At 67.5% G+C, this 18,512-nt stretch carries 19 protein-coding genes; 10 read left to right on the forward strand and 9 right to left on the reverse strand.

The features are described from left to right. Positions 1-209 precede the first annotated feature (209 nt). From JI745_RS03005 to mltG, 6 genes are all read right to left on the reverse strand, one after another. Positions 210-413, reverse strand: coding sequence for a hypothetical protein (locus JI745_RS03005; protein ID WP_201803635.1), 204 nt, complete (start codon positions 411-413; stop codon positions 210-212). A gap of 210 nt (positions 414-623) precedes the next feature. After that, positions 624-1,412: a TatD family hydrolase gene (locus tag JI745_RS03010; RefSeq protein WP_201803637.1), complete on the reverse strand. Its 789-nt coding sequence runs from the start codon at positions 1,410-1,412 to the stop codon at positions 624-626. A 37-nt stretch (positions 1,413-1,449) separates the two neighbouring features. After that, positions 1,450-1,842: a PilZ domain-containing protein gene (locus tag JI745_RS03015; protein ID WP_201803639.1), complete on the reverse strand. Its 393-nt coding sequence runs from the start codon at positions 1,840-1,842 to the stop codon at positions 1,450-1,452. Continuing rightward, the gene (gene holB / locus JI745_RS03020) at positions 1,839-2,876 is read right to left on the reverse strand and encodes a DNA polymerase III subunit delta' (protein WP_310738465.1); all 1,038 of its coding nucleotides are present in this window, start codon (positions 2,874-2,876) and stop codon (positions 1,839-1,841) included. Before holB ends, JI745_RS03015 begins: the two co-directional genes overlap by 4 nt. Next, positions 2,870-3,481 (reverse strand): dTMP kinase, encoded by a 612-nt coding sequence (gene tmk, locus JI745_RS03025; RefSeq protein WP_201803640.1) that lies wholly within the window; start codon positions 3,479-3,481, stop codon positions 2,870-2,872. The genes holB and tmk overlap by 7 nt, the downstream gene beginning before the upstream one ends. Continuing rightward, positions 3,478-4,482: an endolytic transglycosylase MltG gene (gene mltG, locus JI745_RS03030; protein ID WP_201803642.1), complete on the reverse strand. Its 1,005-nt coding sequence runs from the start codon at positions 4,480-4,482 to the stop codon at positions 3,478-3,480. Before mltG ends, tmk begins: the two co-directional genes overlap by 4 nt. Positions 4,483-4,547: 65 nt before the next feature. On the opposite strand from mltG, the gene JI745_RS03035 reads away from it, so the two are divergent. The 3 genes from JI745_RS03035 to JI745_RS03045 are packed head-to-tail and all read left to right on the forward strand — an operon-like array spanning position 4,548 to position 6,782. Further along, complete coding sequence (locus JI745_RS03035) at positions 4,548-5,492, forward strand: YgfZ/GcvT domain-containing protein (RefSeq protein WP_404932794.1); 945 nt, start codon at positions 4,548-4,550, stop codon at positions 5,490-5,492. 58 nt (positions 5,493-5,550) lie between these two features. Further along, positions 5,551-5,838, forward strand: a complete 288-nt coding sequence (locus JI745_RS03040; protein WP_201803645.1) for a DUF4936 family protein — start codon at positions 5,551-5,553, stop codon at positions 5,836-5,838. Then, on the forward strand, positions 5,829-6,782 hold the full coding sequence (locus tag JI745_RS03045; RefSeq protein WP_201803647.1) for an NRDE family protein: 954 nt from the start codon (positions 5,829-5,831) through the stop codon (positions 6,780-6,782). The genes JI745_RS03040 and JI745_RS03045 overlap by 10 nt, the downstream gene beginning before the upstream one ends. Positions 6,783-6,824: 42 nt before the next feature. On the opposite strand, the gene JI745_RS03050 is transcribed toward JI745_RS03045, so the two are convergent. Both JI745_RS03050 and JI745_RS03055 read right to left on the reverse strand, forming a co-directional pair. Then, complete coding sequence (locus tag JI745_RS03050) at positions 6,825-7,688, reverse strand: YbgC/FadM family acyl-CoA thioesterase (RefSeq protein ID WP_201803648.1); 864 nt, start codon at positions 7,686-7,688, stop codon at positions 6,825-6,827. Next, entirely contained in the window at positions 7,685-8,596 is a 912-nt protein-coding gene (locus tag JI745_RS03055) for an alpha/beta hydrolase (RefSeq protein ID WP_201803650.1), read from the reverse strand. The genes JI745_RS03050 and JI745_RS03055 overlap by 4 nt, the downstream gene beginning before the upstream one ends. A 116-nt stretch (positions 8,597-8,712) precedes the next feature. On the opposite strand from JI745_RS03055, the gene JI745_RS03060 reads away from it, so the two are divergent. The 3 genes from JI745_RS03060 (at position 8,713) to JI745_RS03070 (ending at position 11,732) form a co-directional block, all read left to right on the forward strand. Beyond that, positions 8,713-9,861, forward strand: a complete 1,149-nt coding sequence (locus JI745_RS03060) for an iron-containing alcohol dehydrogenase (RefSeq protein ID WP_201803651.1) — start codon at positions 8,713-8,715, stop codon at positions 9,859-9,861. Between the two features lie 101 nt (positions 9,862-9,962). Next, the gene (locus JI745_RS03065) at positions 9,963-11,390 is read left to right on the forward strand and encodes an ammonium transporter (protein ID WP_201803652.1); all 1,428 of its coding nucleotides are present in this window, start codon (positions 9,963-9,965) and stop codon (positions 11,388-11,390) included. 21 nt (positions 11,391-11,411) lie between these two features. Further along, entirely contained in the window at positions 11,412-11,732 is a 321-nt protein-coding gene (locus JI745_RS03070; RefSeq protein WP_201803653.1) for a hypothetical protein, read from the forward strand. An 88-nt stretch (positions 11,733-11,820) separates the two neighbouring features. Here JI745_RS03070 and aceA read toward each other — a convergent pair whose 3' ends face one another. Continuing rightward, a complete protein-coding gene (aceA, locus tag JI745_RS03075) occupies positions 11,821-13,137 on the reverse strand; it encodes an isocitrate lyase (protein WP_201803654.1) in 1,317 nt (438 codons plus the stop codon). Positions 13,138-13,547: 410 nt separating this feature from the next. Between aceA and JI745_RS03080 the strand changes: the two genes are divergently transcribed. The 4 genes from JI745_RS03080 to JI745_RS03095 all read left to right on the forward strand — a co-directional run bounded on the left by JI745_RS03080 (position 13,548) and on the right by JI745_RS03095 (position 18,504). Beyond that, complete coding sequence (locus JI745_RS03080; RefSeq protein ID WP_201803655.1) at positions 13,548-14,852, forward strand: aspartate aminotransferase family protein; 1,305 nt, start codon at positions 13,548-13,550, stop codon at positions 14,850-14,852. A 10-nt stretch (positions 14,853-14,862) separates the two neighbouring features. Next, positions 14,863-16,155: an FAD-binding oxidoreductase gene (locus JI745_RS03085; protein WP_201803656.1), complete on the forward strand. Its 1,293-nt coding sequence runs from the start codon at positions 14,863-14,865 to the stop codon at positions 16,153-16,155. 124 nt (positions 16,156-16,279) lie between these two features. Further along, positions 16,280-17,071 (forward strand): gamma-glutamyl-gamma-aminobutyrate hydrolase family protein, encoded by a 792-nt coding sequence (locus tag JI745_RS03090; protein ID WP_201803657.1) that lies wholly within the window; start codon positions 16,280-16,282, stop codon positions 17,069-17,071. Positions 17,072-17,136: 65 nt separating this feature from the next. Next, positions 17,137-18,504 (forward strand): glutamine synthetase family protein, encoded by a 1,368-nt coding sequence (locus JI745_RS03095; protein WP_201803659.1) that lies wholly within the window; start codon positions 17,137-17,139, stop codon positions 18,502-18,504. Positions 18,505-18,512: the final 8 nt, after the last annotated feature.

Here is an 18,512-nt window from a genome sequence, read left to right on the forward strand (position 1 = left end):
TGACGGCATGCCTTACCGCTGAACGATGGGGAGTGGGTGTCGCGCCTTGCCTGTGGTGCATGAAGCCCTCACGTCGAGAGTCTTCATGGGCAAGGCCTGTGCCTGCGGCGGGAGGCCGGAGGGAGATAGGTCCGGCGCCGCGGTACTGCTGGCGGCGCCGGGGGAGCTGCGGGCCAGGACCCGCAGCAACTCAAACTGGGTTCGGCGACTCAGTCGCTTTCGAGCTCGTTGTCGATCGCGACGTCGTAGTCGTCCATCGCGAATTCCTTCTTCGCGATCACGGGCTTGTCGAGCGGGCGGCAGACGCGGCGCTGGAGGTGGTCGAGGCGGGTCGAACGGGCAACAGCTTCCAGCACTTCGGCGGGATTCATCATCAGGGCAAACGGATTCGACAGGATTTCGGTGGTCGACATGTTGTGCTCCAAGAGGTGCGATGACAGTGGAGCCAATGTAGGCGGCAAGGGGTGAGTGCAGAAAGTCAGGTCGGCACCAGACCGCGGGTCGGAATTTCCCTGACAAGCCTGTCAGGGCGGCCGAGTCGAAACCAGGCGCGGAAAAGCGCGAAAACGCTGTGCCGACAAGGGCTTGCGACGCGACGACGGACGCAGCCCGTCGTGCGTATTTCACGCGCCCGGTGTGACTTTCGCTGACAGAAAAAGCGCCTCGAAGTTGCGGCTGGTGTGCTCCCCCACCGACTCGGGGGGCATGCCCTTGAGTTCGCCGATGAGCTTGGCGACGAAGGGCACGAACGACGGGTTGTTGGTCTTGCCGCGGTGAGGGACCGGTGCGAGGTAGGGGCTGTCGGTCTCGATCAGGCAGCGCTCGATGGGCACGAAGCGCGCGACCTCGCGCAGGTCGGCCGCGTTCTTGAAGGTCAGGATGCCGGAGAACGAGACGTAGAAGCCGAGGTCGAGCGCCGCGCGGGCCACGTCCATCGTCTCGGTGAAGCAGTGGAAGACGCCGTTGTGGCCGCCCTCTTCCTTGAGGATGGCGATGGTGTCGGCGGACGCGCTGCGGGTGTGGATGACGAGCGGCAGGCCGGTCTGCTTCGACGCGCGGATGTGGGTGCGGAAGCGTTCGCGCTGCCATTCCATGTCGGCGACCGATCGGCCGTTCAGGCGGTAGTAGTCGAGGCCGGTCTCGCCGATGCCGATCACGCGCGGCTTGGCGGCAAGCGTGAGCAGGTCGTCGAGGCTGGGCTCTCGCAGGCCTTCGGTGTCGGGGTGCACGCCGGCGGTCGCCCAGAAGTTGTCGTAGGCCATCGCGAGCGCGTGCACGTCGTCGAATTCCTCGAGCGTGGTGCAGATGCAGAGCGCACGGTCCACCTGGGCGGCGGCCATGGCGGCGCGGATCTCGGGGAGCTTTTCCTTGAGCTCGGGGAAGCTCAGGTGGCAGTGGGAGTCGACGTACATCCGGACATTGTCCGGCAGGCGCCAGGCGCTCGCAGGATCAGATGGTCTGCGTGGGCTTGGCCGACTGGATCGAGGTGCCGAGGATTTCCTCGATCTTGATCTTCAGCACGCGGGTCTTCTCGTCGGACGGGAACTTGACGCCCACGCCTTGGGTGCGGCCACCGGACGCGTTGACCGGGGTGATCCAGGCGACCTTGCCGGCCACCGGGTAGCGCTGCGGATCGTCGGGCAAGGAGAGCAGCAGGTAGATGTCTTCGCCGAGCTTGTACTCGCGCGTGGTCGGCACGAAGAGGCCGCCATCGGCGAAGAGCGGGATGTAGGCCGCATACAGCGCACCCTTCTCGCGAAACACCAGCTGGATGACGCTGGGCCGTGCGCCAACGGGGGCGTTGCCTGCGGTTCGAACGGGGGCTGAGGGCGCGTCGCTCATCTGGCCGAGTGTACCGAAGGAGGTCTCGCCGCCAAGGGAGACTTCAAGGCCTGTGCGGCCTGCAGCACGAGCGACTCGGCCATCACGGGCAAATTCCACGGATGCTCGGCATGGCGCTGGGCATCGCGCAGCGCTTTCGACCACGCCGCAAGGGCCGGCAAGGCGGCGCCGGTGGGCAAGGCGGCCGGCGGGAAGTAGCGCGGCGGCGCGCCGCTGGCCAGGCACATGGCGTCGTGGCAAAGCTTCTGCAGCGCTTCGACCAATAGCGGCAGCGGCCACCCGGCCACCGGTGCCGACTCGCCACCGGCCACCTGCTTGGGGAATCGCGTCCAGCTCACGGCGTCGATGCCTTCCTGCACCCAGGCCAGCGCTTCGAGCGGCTGGCCACCGGCCGCAGCGAGCATCCCATCGGGCTGGGCCACCTTGTGCTGGGCCAGCCAGGCGCTCGCCACGTCGGCCGGCGGCAGGCCCAGCGCCACCGCCTGGCAGCGGCTGCGGATGGTCGGCAGCAGCGCGTCGGGCGCGCCGCAGCTCAGCACGAAGCGGGCGACACCGGGTGGCTCTTCCAGCGTCTTGAGCAGCGTGTTCGCCGCGATGGCGTTCATGCGCTCGGCCGGGTGGATCACCACCACCTTGCCTTTGCCGCGGGCGGAGGTGCTCTGCGCAAAGCTCACCGCGGTGCGCACCGCCTCGACCTTGATCTCCTTGCTGGGCTTGGCCTTCGACGCCTTTTCATCGTCGCCCTCTTCCGCCCCGCCCCAGCCGAGCGACTCGCGCAGGGCCTCCGGCAGCAGCACCAGCAGGTCCGCGTGCGAATGGGCCTGCACGAGGTGGCAGCTGGCGCAGGTGCCGCAGGGCTTTTGAGCGCCCTCGCCTTCGCACAGCCAGGCCTGCGCGAGGCACAGCGACAGCTCGAACTGGCCGGTGCCTTGCGGCCCGTGCACCAGCAGCGCATGGCCACGCTGGGTGCGCAGTGCGTCCTGCAAGGGCTTGCCGAGCCAGGGCAGCGGCAGCTGGCCGTCGGCGCCTACCACCCGCGTTGCTCCAGCTGGGCGGCGACCTGCGCCCACACCTGCTCGCGCGGGAGCGAGGCGTCGATGCGGGCGAAGCGCTTCGGCGACTGCTGGCAGCGCGCCTCGTAGCCGGCGCGCACGCGGTTGAAGAACTTCTCGTCGAGCTGCTCGAAACGATCCGGTGTACGGGCCGCCGCGCGGCGTTCGGCCGCGGTCTCGGCCGGCAGGTCGAACCAGAACGTGAGGTCGGGCTGCAGGCCTTCCTGCACCCAGCCCTCGAGCGTGGACAGCACGGCCGTGTCGAAGCCGCGGCCGGCACCCTGGTAGGCGAAGGTGGCGTCGGTGAACCGGTCGCACAGCACGGTGGCGCCACGCGCGAGCGCCGGCGCGATCACCTGCTGGATGTGATCGCGCCGGGCTGCGAAGACGAGCAGCGCTTCGGTCAGCGCATCCATCGGCGTATGCAGCACCAGCTCGCGCAGCTTCTCCGCGAGCGCCGTGCCGCCGGGCTCGCGCGTCATCACCACTTCGGCACCGCCCTGGCGCAAGCGCTCGGCCAGCGCCTCGATGTGCGTGGACTTGCCCGCCCCGTCGATGCCCTCGAAGCTGATGAAGCGGCTGGTCATCGTTTCAGTTGGTATTGATTGACGGCGCGATTGTGCTCGGCGAGCGACTCGCTGAAATGGCTGGAGCCATCACCCTTGGCGACGAAGTACAGCGCGCGGGTCTTGTCGGGCCGCACGGCGGCAAGCAGCGAGGCGCGCCCCGGCATCGAGATCGGCGTGGGCGGCAGCCCGCCGCGCAGGTAGGTGTTGTAGGGGCCGTCGGTCTGCAGGTCGATCTTGCGCAGGTTGCCGTCGAAACGCTCACCCAGGCCGTAGATGACGGTCGGGTCGGTCTGCAGTGGCATGCCGATGCGCAGGCGGTTGACGAAGACGCCGGCCACGAGGCCGCGGTCCTTCGCCGCACCAGTTTCCTTCTCGACGATGGAGGCCAGCTTGAGCAGGTCGTCCGGGCTCTTCAACGGCGTGTCGGGGCTGCGCTCGGCCCAGGCCGCATCGAGCTGGCGCTGCATGGTGCGGTAGGCGCGCTTGAGCACGGCCAGGTCGCTCGCGCCTTTGCTGAAGGCATAGGTGTCGGGATAGAAGCGGCCTTCGGCCCGCACGCCCGGCGCGCCGATTGCGGCCATCAACTCGGCCTCGCTCATCCCCGCGGTGGCCTGCTTCAGGTCGGGCGCCTTGGCCAGCTCGGCGCGAAACTGGCGGAAGGTCCAGCCCTCGATAAGACGCACCGAGGCCATCACCTCGTCGCCCTTGACCATCTTGTCGAGCAGGGTGCGCGGCGTGACGCCGGTGCCGACCTGGTAGCTGCCCGCCCGGATCTTGCGCGCCTGGCCCGACCAACGGAACCACTCGTAGAGCAGGCGCGCATCGGTCTGGACCCCCGCCTGCACCCAGGCCTGGGCCGCATCGCGCGGCGTGGTCTTGGGCTCGATGGAGACTTCGACCGAGGGGCTGGCCAACGCAAGCGGCTGGTCGAGCCACCAATAGGCCGCACCCGCTACAGCGCCCGCGGCGAGGATCGCCACGCACACCAGCTGCCAGAAAAGGCGCTTCAGGAACCTCATGAGCCGCCCATCTTTAGCTGCCCACCTTGCCGTTGCGGCTGAACATACCCTCGCGCACTGAGATCATGGCGGCTGATGATAATCGCCGCATGACGACCTCTTCTGCACTGGACGGTGCGGCACCGCTGCCGCACTGGGGCCTGATCCGCGCGCAAGGCGACGACGCCGCCAGCTTCCTCCACAGCCAGCTCACCAACGACTTCTCGCTGCTCGGCACTGCCGAGGCGCGGCTCGCCGGCTACTGCTCGGCCAAGGGCCGCCTGCTCGCGAGCTTCATCGGCTGGAAGCGCAGCGGCGACGACATCCTGCTCGCCTGCAGCGCCGACCTGCTGGCGGCCACGCAGAAGCGCCTGTCGATGTTCGTGCTGCGGGCGAAATGCAAGCTGAGCGATGCGTCGCCGCAATGGCGCCTGCTCGGCCTGACTGGCCCGTCGGCCCAGGCGTGGCTTGGCTCCGCGGCACCGTCGACGGTGTGGGGGAAGACCACGCACGAAGGCGCGGACGTGGTGCGCCTGCCCGATGTGGACGGCACCGCACGCTTCCTGTGGGCCGCTCCGCTCGACGTGACCCCGCCGGCCCTGCCCGCCCTCGACGAAGCGGCCTGGCGCGTGAGCGAGGTGAAGAGCGGCGTGGCGCGCATCGAAGCGGCCACGGTCGACCAGTTCGTGCCGCAGATGCTCAACTACGAAGTGCTGGGCGGCGTCGACTTCAAGAAGGGCTGCTATCCCGGCCAGGAGGTGGTGGCACGCAGCCAGTACCGCGGCACGATCAAGCGGCGCAGCTTCCTCTTCAGCAGCAGCGCGGCATTGCAGGCCGGGCAGGAAGTCTTCCATGACGCCGATCCGTCGCAACCGGCCGGGCTCGTCGTGAATGCCGCCTCGCCGCTCGCGCTGGTCGAGCTGAAGCTCACGGCGCTGGAAGGCGGCACGGTGCACGTGGGTTCGGCAGACGGGCCGGCCCTCATTCGTGAGGAATTGCCGTACTTGTTGCCGGTGGCGGACGCCGCCTGACCCAACGCGCTGCGCCAGCGCGGCAACAGTTCACGGCGCTGCTCAGCGGAGGCGGATCGTGCGCGAGTTGTTCATCTACTATCGAGCGACACAAGAGAACGCCAGCGTCTTGCACGCCCAGGTGTCGCGCATGCAGACCGAGTTGCGCGTACGCCATCCCGGCTTGCAGGCCCGGCTGCTGCGCCGCCCCGAAGCGGCAGATGGACTGCATACCTGGATGGAAACCTACTCCTCCCCTGATGGCATCGATGGCGCGCTGCAAGCCGCAATCGAACACGCTGCCCTGAGCCTCGCGCCCTGGATCGAGGGCGCTCGCCACACCGAGAGGTTCGACGCATGTGCCTAGTCGCCATCGCGCTCGACCAGTCGCGGCGCTTCCCCCTCGTGATCGCGGCCAACCGCGATGAATTCTTCCAGCGCCCGGCCGCACGCCTGGCGTGGTGGTCGCCCGGTGCGGGCCAGCCCGACATCCTGGGTGGCCGCGACCTCGAAGCCGGTGGCACCTGGCTCGGCCTCACCGCCAAGGGCCGCCTCGCGCTCATCACCAACGTGCGCGACCCGGCGAACCGCGACCCGAACGCGCCCTCGCGCGGCAGCATCGTCACCCGCTGGCTCAACGGCGACCTGACCGCCGACCGCTTCTGGATGCACACCGCGCTGTCGGGCTACAACGGCTTCAACCTCATTGCGGCCGACTTCCGACGCGGCGAATGCTTCTTCGCTTCCAGCCGGGACCTGAACCCGATGCGCCTGGAGCGCGGCTTGTACGGCCTGTCGAATGCTTCGCTCGACACGCCCTGGCCCAAGGTGACCTCGCTCAAGGAGCGCGTGCGCGAGTCCATCGACAGCGCCGAGTCGCTCGACACGCTGGCAGTGGAGTTGTTCGATGCCATGGGCGACCGCACGCCGGCGCCCGATGAACAGCTGCCGATGACCGGCGTGCCGCACGAGTTGGAGAAGGCCTTGTCCTCGGCCTTCATCCGCACGGCCGACGGCAACTACGGCACCCGCAGCACCACGCTCGTGATCACCGAGCGCGTGAACAAGCGCCTCGTGACCCATGTGCTGGAGCGCACCTACAGCCCCACCGGCGGCATGGCGCTGCTGCGCCGCTCGTCGCTCAAGGACTGGCCGCCCCGCTACACCGAAGAGGCCTCGGAGGCCCCGGCGGCACAGGGCGTGGTGACCGAAAGCGAAGAGTCGCCCGCCGAGCCTGCCCGCAAGACCCGTGTGCGCAGCCTGCTCAAGCCCGAAGGCTCGCGGCGGCGCAGGCAATCGGTCGGCGTCTGATCGGACCGGCCCGTCATTCCCGTTTTCGCGGGAATCAGGTTGCTAAAGAGAACGCACCATCTCGATGTGCGGGATTCCCACTTCTTCAAACATCGCCCCGCGCGTGATGAAGCCAGCGCGCGTGTAGAACGCCGCCGCCGACATCTGCGCATGCAGCACCGCCTCGCGGTAGCCCTGCTCACGCGCGGCTTTCATCAGCGCTTCCAGCACCGCGTGGCCGACGCCGCTGCCGCGCATCGTCTGTGACACCGCCATGCGGCCGATCTTCGCCACACCCGGCACGTGCTCCAGCAGGCGTCCCGTTGCCAGCGGCTGGCCAAATCGGTTGTACGCGACGGCGTGCACGCAGCCCGGGTCGGGGTCGGCCTCGTCCCACTCCATTTCCTTCGGGATGCCCTGCTCCTCGATGAAGACGGTGGTGCGGATGTGGCGTGCATCCTTGCCGAGCTCGTCCCAGCCGCCCACGCGAACGTCGACCATGGTCTTGCCGGCCTCGAAGCCTTGCAGCACCTCGCGCAGCTCCTGCGGCACCGGCTTCGAGGTCTGCGTCGCCGGGTCGGCGAAGACGTAGACCAGCTCGCCGGTCACCAGCGCCTGGTCGTTGCGGAAGACGGCGCACTGGAACACCAGCGATGAGTTGCCGATGCGGGCGCAGCGCACGCCGATGTCGAGCACGTCGTCGTAGCGGGCCGAGCCGAGGTATTCGACGGTCGACTTGCGCACGAAGAGATCGCCGCCCAGGTACTCCATCGTCTCGTTGTACGGCATGGCGAGTGCGCGCCAGTAGCCGCCGACGGCGGTGTCGAAGTACATCAGGTAGTGGCCGTTGAAGACGATCTTCTGCATGTCGACTTCGACCCAGCGCACACGCAGGCGCTCGGCGAAGCGGAATTCACTTCTTTTCATGGTGTCAGGGCTTTCTGGAGGGCCAGGGATGCGGCATCGAGCGCGGCAATCGCTTCGGGCAGCGCACGCCCCATTTTGATGAAGTCGTGCGTGACCCCGCGGTAGAGATCGAGGTCGACCGCCACGCCGGCCGCGCGCAGCTTGTCGGCATAGGCGATGCCTTCGTCGACCAGCGGGTCGCATTCGGCGAGGATGAAGCAGGCTGGGGCCACGCCCTCGGCGTCGTCGGCGTTGAGTGGCGCAAAGCGCCAGTCTTCGCGATGGGCGCGGTCGATGTAGTGGTTGAAGAACCAGTCGATGCCCTCGCCTTCGAGCAGGAAGCCGCTCTCGAACTGCTCGTGCGAGGCGGTGTCCTGATGCGCGGTGGTGCCGGGGGTGATGAGCAGCTGCAGCGCGAGCGGCAGGCCGATGTCGCGCGCATGGAGTGCGGCCACGGCGGCCAGCGTGCCGCCGGCGCTGTCGCCGCCCACGGCGAGGCGGGTGCCATCGAGGCCGAGCGTCGCGCCGTGTCGAGACAGCCACGTCATCGCCGACCAGGTGTCGTCGACGGCCACGGGGAAGCGATGTTCGGGCGCCAAGCGGTAGTGCAGCGCGACCACCGCCACACCACTGCGCAGGGCGAACTGGCGGCACAGGCTGTCGTGCGTTTCCAGGTTGCCGATGGTGAACCCGCCGCCGTGCGTGTAGAGCATCAGCGGCAGCACGGCGGTCGAGGGCGCGTACAGGCGCGCTTCCAGGGGCGTGCCATCGGCGGCGGGGATGGTGATGTCTTCGACGCGTGCAAGGGGCGCGCGAGGAAGGTCCAGCACTTCGGAACGCAGCGTGTACGCCTTGCGGGCGTCGCGGACCGGCATCGAATGCAGCGGCGGCACGCCGGCGCGGTGGATGCGCTCCAGCAGGCTGCGCATGGTGGGGGTCAGGAGATGGCGACTCACGCGTGAGCTTTATGGGATGACCCGATGGAGGCAGGCCAGGGGCCAGAGCATACTGGCCAGATCCCTTCTCCTCTCGTCAGCAGTTCATCATGGCCTTCATCTATTACCTGACCCAGATCCAGCTCGACTTCGGCACCGTGAACCTGCTGCCTCAGGAGTGCGAGCGCACAGGCATCAAGAAGCCCTTGGTGGTGACGGACCCCGGCATCCGCGCGGCAGGTGTGCTCGACAAGGCCCTCACCGCGCTCGGCAAGACGCCACATGCCGCGTTCGACCAGACGCCCTTCAACCCGACCGAAGCGGCGGTGCGCGCGGCGGTCGAGGTCTACCAGCGCGAAGGCTGCGACGGGCTGATCGCCGTCGGTGGCGGCTCCAGCATCGACCTGGCCAAGGGCGTCGCGATCGCCGCCACGCACCCCGGCCCGCTGAAGACCTACGCCACCATCGAAGGGGGCAGCCCGAAGATCACCGAGGCCGTGGCGCCGGTGATCGCCGTGCCCACCACCGCCGGCACGGGCAGCGAGGTCGCACGAGGCGCCATCGTGATCGTCGACGACGGCCGCAAGCTCGGCTTCCACAGCTGGCACCTGCTGCCCAAGACCGCGATCTGCGACCCCGAGCTCACCATGGGCCTGCCGCCGCTGCTCACCGCCGCCACCGGCATGGACGCCATCGCGCACTGCATGGAAACCTTCATGGCACCCGCGGTCAACCCACCCGCCGACGGGATCGCCCTCGACGGCCTGGAGCGCGGCTGGAAGCACATCGTGCGCGCCACCGAAAACGGCGCCGACCGCGAAGCACGCTGGAACATGATGAGCGCCAGCATGCAAGGCGCGATGGCCTTCCAGAAAGGCCTGGGCGCGGTGCACTCGCTGAGCCACAGCCTGGGTGGCGCGAACCCGAAGCTGCACCACGGCACGCTCAACGCGATGTTCCTGCCCGAGGTGGTGAAGTTCAACGCCGCGGCCGAGTCCATCCAGAAGGAGCAGCGCCTGCAGCGCATGGCGCATGCGATCGGCATCGGCTCGTGCGACTCGAAAGGCACGGAGCTGGCCGAAGCCCTGCGCGACCTCAACCGCCGCCTCGGCCTGCCCTCGGGCCTGCGCGCGATGGGCGTCGGCGAAGACCTCTTCGACCGGATCATCGAAGGTGCCCTGAAGGACCACTGCCACAAGACCAACCCGCGCGTGGCCACGCCCGTGGAATACCGCCAGATGATCGAAGCGTCGATGTGACGCCCGCCGCGTGAACTCGCTCCCGCGGCCGACAGGCCCCCAGCCACGGGCCTGGAACTTGCTCGACCGCAAGCCTCCACGGGCTTCGGGGCGATCTCTTCATGGGTTGGCGCAGTCAGGCGGGTCATCGCGAGTCGGCGAAAGTTGTCGTTCTGCTCTTTGTCTTCTGGCTCATCGTGGTGCTGGCGGCATGGCCGACCACGGCGCACGCGCAGGCGGCCTCGGCACCTGAACTGAGCAGCGTGGCGACGGCGGCCTCGGCCGCCCCCACGACACCCGCTGCGGCCCCCACACGGCCCACCCGCGTGGCCGCCTCGCAGATCAACAGCGGCGACACCGCCTGGATGCTCACCTCCACGGCGCTCGTGCTGCTGATGACGATCCCAGGGCTTGCGCTCTTCTATGCCGGCATGGTGCGCAAGAAGAACGTGCTGGCCACCATGGCGCAGGTGTTCGCCGTGTGCGCGCTGGCGAGCCTGATCTGGTTCGTGGCGGGCTACAGCCTCGCCTTCATGCCGGGCGGGCCCTTCATCGGCGACCTGTCGGCGCTGCTCCTGGGGACGCTGTTCTTCGACAAGGCCAGCGGCCAGTTGTCCGTCCATCACCTCGCCACGGCGGTGCCGGAGTCGGTGTTCGCGATGTTCCAGATGAGCTTCGCGATCATCACGCCCGCCCTGATCGTCGGGGCGTTTGCCGAGCGCATGCGCTTTTCTGCCCTGCTTTGGTTCATGGGGCTGTGGTCGCTGCTGGTGTACGCGCCGGTGGCGCACTGGGTGTGGGAGCCCTCGGGATGGCTCGCCGCGCGTGGCGTGCTCGACTTCGCGGGCGGCACCGTGGTGCACATCAATGCCGGTGCGGCAGGCCTCGTCTGCGCCTGGATGCTCGGCCACCGCCGCGGCTATGGCCAGGTGGCGCTGATGCCGTCGAACCTCGCGCACACGATGGTCGGGGCCGCGTTGCTCTGGATCGGCTGGCTGGGCTTCAACGGCGGTTCGGCCGCGGCCGCCGACGGGCGCGCGGGCCTCGCCATCCTGGTCACGCAACTGGCCGCTTCGGCGGCGGCGCTCTCATGGATGCTGGGCGAATGGCTGCTGCGCGGCCGGCCGACCTTGCTCGGGCTGTGCAGCGGCGCGGTGGCGGGGCTGGTGGCCATCACGCCGGCCTCGGGGTTTGTCGACGCGAAATCGGCGGTGTTGATCGGCGCCATCGCAGGCCTCGGCTGCTACTGGGGTGCCACCGGGCTCAAGCGCCTGCTGGGCGCCGACGACTCGCTCGACGTCTTCGGCGTGCATGGCATCGGCGGCCTCATCGGAGCCTTGCTCACCGGTGTGCTGGCCAGCAAGGCGATCGGCGGTGCGGACGGCTCGATCGGTGCCCAAGCCATGGGGGCCGTGGCCACGCTGGTGTACAGCGCGGTGGTCACGGGGTTGATCCTGAAGCTCGTCGATCTGCTGGTCGGCCTGCGCGTCTCGCCGCAACACGAACACGACGGGCTGGACCTGAGCCAGCACGGTGAACGCATCGAGTGAGGCATCCACGAGGGAACACGAATGCTGGAGAACGAAAAATTCGCCATCGCTGCCCATCTGCACGTGCTGCTGCGCCGCAAGGTGGGGCGCGTGACCGACGTGGAGTGGCTGGTGAAGAGCCACGAGTACGCCATCGAGGTCATCCGCATCGCCCGTGCCGAAAAGCAGGCCGACCTGGATGAATGGGCGAACAAGCTCGAGGGCGTGCTGCTCGGCGGGGTGCGCCCCACGGCCAGGCAGGCACCGGCCCAGTCGCCGCTGCCTGCGGCACCTGCACGGCAGGCATTTCGCGACAGCGAATTCGACCCGGGCAGCACCCGCTACGTGGGCCGCTTGCGCTGAGACCGAAGAAAAAGCCCGGGAGCCAAAGACTCCCGGGCCTCAAACCCACCACATCAACAGCTCAACGAGAGAGCTGCGGAGAAGAAGATCAGTGGAACTGCTCTTCTTCCGTCGAACCCGTCAGCGCCTTGACCGAGGACGAACCGCCCTGGATCACGGTGGTCACGTCGTCGAAGTAACCGGCGCCCACTTCCTGCTGGTGCGACACAAAGGTGTAGCCGCGCTCGCGGGCTGCGAATTCCGGCTCCTGCACCATTTCCGTGTAGTGCTTCATGCCTTCGCCGCGGGCGTAGGCGTGAGCGAACTGGAACGTGTTGTACCAGTTGATGTGGATGCCGGCCAGCGTGATGAACTGGTACTTGTAGCCCAGGTCCGACAGCTTCTGCTGGAATTCGGCGATGGCCTTGTCGTCGAGGTTCTTCTTCCAGTTGAACGACGGCGAGCAGTTGTACGACAGCAGCTTGCCCGGGCACTTGGCGTGCACGGCTTGCGCGAATTCACGGGCGAAGCCGATGTCGGGCGTGCCGGTTTCGCACCACACCAGGTCGGCGTACGGCGCGTAGGCGACACCGCGGCTGATGGCCTGCTCGAGGCCGTTCTTCACGCGGTAGAAGCCTTCTTGCGTGCGCTCACCGGTCAGGAAGGGCTTGTCGTTGGCGTCGTGGTCGCTGGTGATCAGGTTGGCAGCTTCAGCGTCGGTACGGGCCAGCACGATGGTCGGCACGCCCATGACGTCGGCGGCGAAGCGGGCAGCGATCAGCTTCTCGCAGGCTTCTTGAGTCGGCACGAGCACCTTGCCGCCCATGTGGCCGCACTTCTTCACGGCGGCCAGCTGGTCTTCGAAGTGCACGCCGGCAGCGCCCGCGGCGATCATGTTCTTCATCAGTTCGAAGGCGTTCAGCACGCCACCGAAACCGGCTTCCGCGTCAGCCACGATGGGCAGGAAGTAGTCGATGAACTCCTTGTGGCCGGGGCCGATGCCGCGCGACCACTGGATCTCGTCGGCACGCTTGAAGGTATTGTTGATGCGGCGGACCATGGTCGGCACCGAGTCGTAGGCGTACAGCGACTGGTCGGGGTACATGGTTTCCGAGGTGTTGCCGTCGGCGGCGACTTGCCAGCCCGACAGGTACACGGCCTCGAGGCCTGCCTTGGCCTGCTGCATGGCTTGACCGGCGGTGATCGCGCCGAACGCGTTCACGTAGCCCTTCTTGGCGCCGCCATTGACCTTCTCCCACAGCACTTCGGCGCCGCGCTTGGCCAGCGTGTACTCGGGCTGCAGGCTGCCGCGCAGGCGCACGACGTCGGCGGCGCTGTAGCCGCGCTTCACGCCCTTCCAGCGCGGGTTGGTGGCCCAATCCTTTTCGAGGGCGGCGATTTGTTGCTCACGGGTCTGACTGGTCATGACGAACTCCAGAGGTTTGAGAGAAGAGGAACGCGACAGAAAACTGACGGAAGCATAGCGGTGCAATGCGAGAAGCGGAAGACTTATGTCTTATATAAGACACGCTGTCTACTCCAATCAAATCAAAGACTTAGCCGCATCATTTCTGGATGCGAAATCAAGTTTTCCGATACGAGAGAAACTGCGGCGCCGCAGCAAGCTCGCTTCTCATATCGCGAAACGATCGTTCCTCAATGCGAAAGCATGGGCACCAAACGCATTCGCATCGGAGCGGAAAGGCCAAGCTGCCTGACGGCACGCGACGACAGTCGTACGATCAGTTCGCGATGTGCCTTCGTCATTTGCTAGCCCTCCGATCGAATGCCATTTCATTCAGCCGACAAATCACCCCTTTTTGAGGAGCGCCCTCGATGAACGACCAGCTCGCGGCCTACTGGATGCCCTTCACCGCCAACCGGCAGTTCAAGCAAGCACCGCGCCTCATTTCACGCGCCGAGGGCATGCACTTTTGGACGCCGGAAGGCCGGCAGGTTCTCGACAGCATTGCCGGCCTCTGGTGCGTGAACGCGGGCCATGCCCGGCCGAAGATCGTGGAGGCAATCCGCGCGCAGGCGGCCGAGATGGACTTCGCGCCGCCCTTCAACATGGGCCACCCCAAGCAGTTCGAGCTGGCCGAACGGCTGGTCAAGCTGACACCGCCGGGGCTCAGCAAGGTCTTCTACACGAACTCGGGTTCGGAGTCGGTCGACACCGCGCTCAAGATCGCACTCGCCTACCACCGCGCACGCGGCGAAGGCTCCCGCACCCGCCTCATCGGCCGCGAACGTGGCTACCACGGGGTGAATTTCGGCGGGATCTCGGTGGGCGGCATGGTGGCCAACCGCAAGATGTTCGGTTCGCTGCTTTCAGGCGTGGACCACATCCGCCACACGCATGACACGCGCAATCTGTTCACCAAGGGTCAGCCTGAGCAGGGCGCCGACCTGGCCGACGACCTCGAGCGCCTCGTGGCGCTGCACGACGCTTCGACCATCGCGGCGGTGATCGTCGAGCCCGTCGCGGGCTCCACCGGCGTGCTCATCCCACCCAAGGGCTACCTGGAACGCCTGCGCGCCATCTGCGACAAGCACGGCATCTTGCTGATCTTCGACGAGGTCATCACCGGTTTCGGCCGCCTGGGCTCGCCCTTTGCCGCCACGCATTTCGGCGTGACGCCCGACCTGATGACCGTCGCCAAGGGCCTCACCAACGGCTGCGTGCCGATGGGCGCCGTCTTCGCGAGCCAGAAGATCCATGACGCCTTCATGACCGGCCCGGAGCACCTGATCGAGTTCTTCCACGGCTACACCTACTCAGGCCACCCGCTCGCGTGTGCCGCCGCACTGGGCACGCTCGACACCTATGCCGAAGAAGGCCTGCTGACCCGCGGCTCGAAGATGGCCGCCACCTTCGAGAACGCCGTGCACTCGCTGCGCGACCACCCGAACGTGGTCGACGTGCGCAACATCGGCCTCGTCGGCGGCATCGAGCTGAAGCCGATCGACGGCCAGCCGGGCAAGCGCGCGTTCTCGGTCTTCCTCGACTGCTGGGAAAAGGGCCTGCTGATCCGCACGACCGGCGACACGATCGCGCTCTCGCCGCCGCTCATCATCGAGAACAAGCACATCGACCAGATCATCGGCACGATCTCCGATGCCTTGAAACGCGCCGCCTGACGCTCGCGTGGTGGGTTTTCTCGCCACCGACGACGCGCTGGCCCGCGATTCGTACTACGACGCGACAGCGCCCGGGCGCTCGCCCCGCCCTCCTCTGCGCGGTGACCTGAACGTCGACGTGGCCATCGTCGGCGCGGGCCTTGCGGGCCTGTCGGCGGCCATCGAACTGGCGGAACGCGGCTTCCGTGTCGCGGTGCTCGAAGCCCGCCGGGTCGGGGCCGGCGCATCGGGTCGCAACGGCGGCCAGGTCATCGCCGGCCTGGCCTGCGACCAGTCCACGATCGAAGACCAGCTGGGCGACGACGCCGCCCGCACGGTGTGGGACACGACGCTCGAAGCGCTCGACCTCATCACCCAGCGCTGCACCCGCTTCGGCATCGACTGCGAATGGCAGCCCGGCTACCTGAGCCTCGCCGTCAATGCGCGCAAAGGCCGTGCATTGCGCACCTGGTTCGAGCGGATGCAGCAGCGCTACGGCTACGACGCAACCTGGATCGCCCCGGCCGACCTGCCGCGCTGGATCGACAGCCCGCGGTTCCACAGCGGCTTTCACGACGCACGCTCCGGCCACCTGAACCCGCTGAAGTACACGATGGGCCTGGCCCGCGCCGCCACAAGCCTGGGCGTCCAGATCTTCGAAGAGACCCCGGTCACCGCCATCACCCCCGCGGCGACCGTGCGCCTGCAGACGCCCCAAGGCGACGTGCGCGCCGCACATGCGCTGCTGGCCGGCAACGTCTACCTGCAAGGCCTCGCACCCGAACTCGAAAAACGCATCATGCCGGTCGGGACCTACATCGTGGCGTCCGAGCCACTGGAGCCGGCACTGCTGCAGCGCCTCATCCCCAGCCGCTCGGCGGTGTGCGACACCAACTTCGTGCTCGACTACTTCCGCCCCACCGCCGACCACCGCATGCTGTATGGCGGCCGCGTGAGCTACAGCACCGCCACGCCCGCAAACCTCGCGGCCAGCATGCAGCGCCGCATGGCGCAGAGCTTTCCGCAGCTCAGCGCCACGCGCATCGCCCACGCCTGGGGCGGCTTCGTCGACATCACGATGAACCGCGCGCCCGATTTCGGGCGCCTGCATCCGAACGTGTACCACCTCCAGGGGTTCTCGGGCCACGGCGTTGCCTTGACTGGCCTGGCCGGCAAGCTCGTCGCCGAAGCCATCACAGGGCAAGCCGAGCGCTTCGACGTCTACGCTCGGCTGAAGCATCGCCCGTTCCCCGGCGGCCGCATGCTGCGCACCCCGGCGCTCGTGCTCGGCATGGCGTACTACCGGCTGCGCGATCTGTTGTGAGGATGCCCATGCGGGGCGCGCGCCCGAGTTGACTTCGCCCGCCGGGCAGGCAAACTGTTTGCATACACATGGTCAACAGCAAGCCCAGTGCAACCCGGCCAAGAACCGGCGTGCAGCAAGCCCAATGAGCGCCCTTCCCGCCTCCGCGCCTGCCCGCAAACCCGCGGTCCTGGTTCCCGCCTGCAACCGCATGGTCGGTCAACACCCCTTCCACATCGCTGGAAAGAAGTACATCGACGCGATCCGGCTCGCCGGCTGCCTGCCGTTGATCGTGCCCTTCGTGCAGTCCGACGAGATCGATGAGCTGCTCGACCACGCCGACGGTGTGCTGCTCACCGGCTCGCCGTCCAACGTGCACCCCAGCCACTTCGGCGAAGACGTGTACGACCCGAGCCTTCCCCTCGACCAGGACCGCGACGCCTGGACGCTCCCCATGATCCCGCGCGCGCTGGCACGCGGCATCCCGCTCTTCGCCATCTGCCGCGGTTTCCAGGAAGCGAATGTCGCGCTCGGCGGCAGCCTCTACCAGGCGGTGCAGGAAGTGCCCGGCCAGCGAGACCACCGCGGCATCACCGACAAGACGCCCGAAGAGCAGTACGACTTTGCCCATGAGGTGATCGTCGAAGCGGGCGGCGCCCTCGAGCCCATCGTCGGCACGCGCGAATTCCAGGTGAACACCGCGCATGGCCAAGGCGTGAAGCAACTGGCCCCCGGCCTGCGCGTCGAAGCCCGCGCCCCTGACGGCCTGATCGAAGCCTTCTCGATGGCCAACGCCCCGGGCTTCAACCTGTGCGTGCAGTGGCATCCCGAGTGGAAGGCCGCCAGCAACCCCATCTCCGTTCAACTGTTCACCGCTTTCGGCGACGCCTGCCGCGCCTACCGCGACCGCCACCGCCAGCCTGACCCGGATCGCTAGTGTTGCCTTCATGGCAACGACCGCCGGTGCTGCCCGCCGGCCAACCGATCCAGACAGGTGCCCTCATGGTGGACAAGAACAACTTCAGCTTCAGCGACCTCGAGCAGTGGCTCAACGACCGCCGCGTGACCGAGATCGAGTGCCTCGTGCCCGACCTCACCGGCGTGGCGCGCGGCAAGATCCTGCCGCGCGAGAAATTCACCGAAGACCGCGGCATGCGCCTGCCCGAAGCCATCGTCGCCATCGGCGTCACGGGTGAGTTTCCCGACGAAGGCCCGTACTACGACGTCATCCACGCGACCGACCGCGACATGCATTTGCGCCCCGACCCGAGCACGGTGCGCATCGTGCCCTGGGCGGTGGACCCGACCGCGCAGGTGATCCACGACTGCTTCGACCGCGACGGCAACCTCATCCCCTATGCGCCGCGCTCGGTGCTGCGCCGCATCTGCGACCTCTACGCCGCCGAGGGCTGGAACCCGGTGGTCGCGCCTGAACTCGAGTTCTACCTCGTCGAGCGCAACTCCGACCCCAACACGCCCCTGCGCCCGCCCAAGGGCCGCAGCGGCCGTGCGGAGACCTCCCGCCAGGCCTATTCGATCGACGCGGTCAACGAGTTCGACCCGCTGTTCGAAGACATCTACGCCTACTGCGAGCAGATGGAGCTCAACGTCGACACGCTGATCCACGAAGTTGGCGCGGGTCAGATGGAGATCAACTTCTTCCACGACCACCCGCTCGGGCTGGCCGACGAAGTGTTCTTCTTCAAGCGCACCATCCGCGAGACGGCGCTGCGCCACGAGATGTATGCCACCTTCATGGCCAAGCCCATGGCCAACGAACCCGGCAGCGCGATGCATGTGCACCAGAGCGTGGTGCACTCGGGCAGCGGCCAGAACATCTTCAGCAACCCGGACGGCTCGCCGAGCAAGGAGTTCTACTGGTACATCGGTGGCCTGCAGAAGTACACGCCGGCCGCGATGGCGCTCTTCGCGCCCTACGTCAACTCGTACCGGCGGCTCGCACGCTCGATGTCGGCGCCGATCAACATCCAGTGGGGCACCGACAACCGCACCGTCGGCATCCGCTCGCCGGTGGCGACGCCCTCGGCACGCCGCATCGAAAACCGCGTGATCGGTGCCGATGCCAACCCGTATGTCGCACTCGCTGCCACGCTGGCCTGCGGCTACCTCGGCATGAAGAACCGCATCGAGCCCTCGCCCGAGTGCAAGGGCGACGCCTACCTCTCCGAGTACCAGTTGCCCCGTTCGCTGAGCGAAGCGCTTGGCTGGCTCGACGACGAGAAGGACTTGCACGACGTGCTCGGCAAGGAGTTCATCACCGTCTACTCCGAGATCAAGGAGATCGAGCACGACGAGTTCATGAAGGTGATCTCGCCTTGGGAACGCGAACACCTGCTGCTGCATGTCTGAGGCCACGA

Origin of the sequence: Piscinibacter sp. HJYY11, assembly GCF_016735515.1 — a bacterium.
Taxonomy (GTDB): Bacteria; Pseudomonadota; Gammaproteobacteria; order Burkholderiales; family Burkholderiaceae_C; genus Rhizobacter.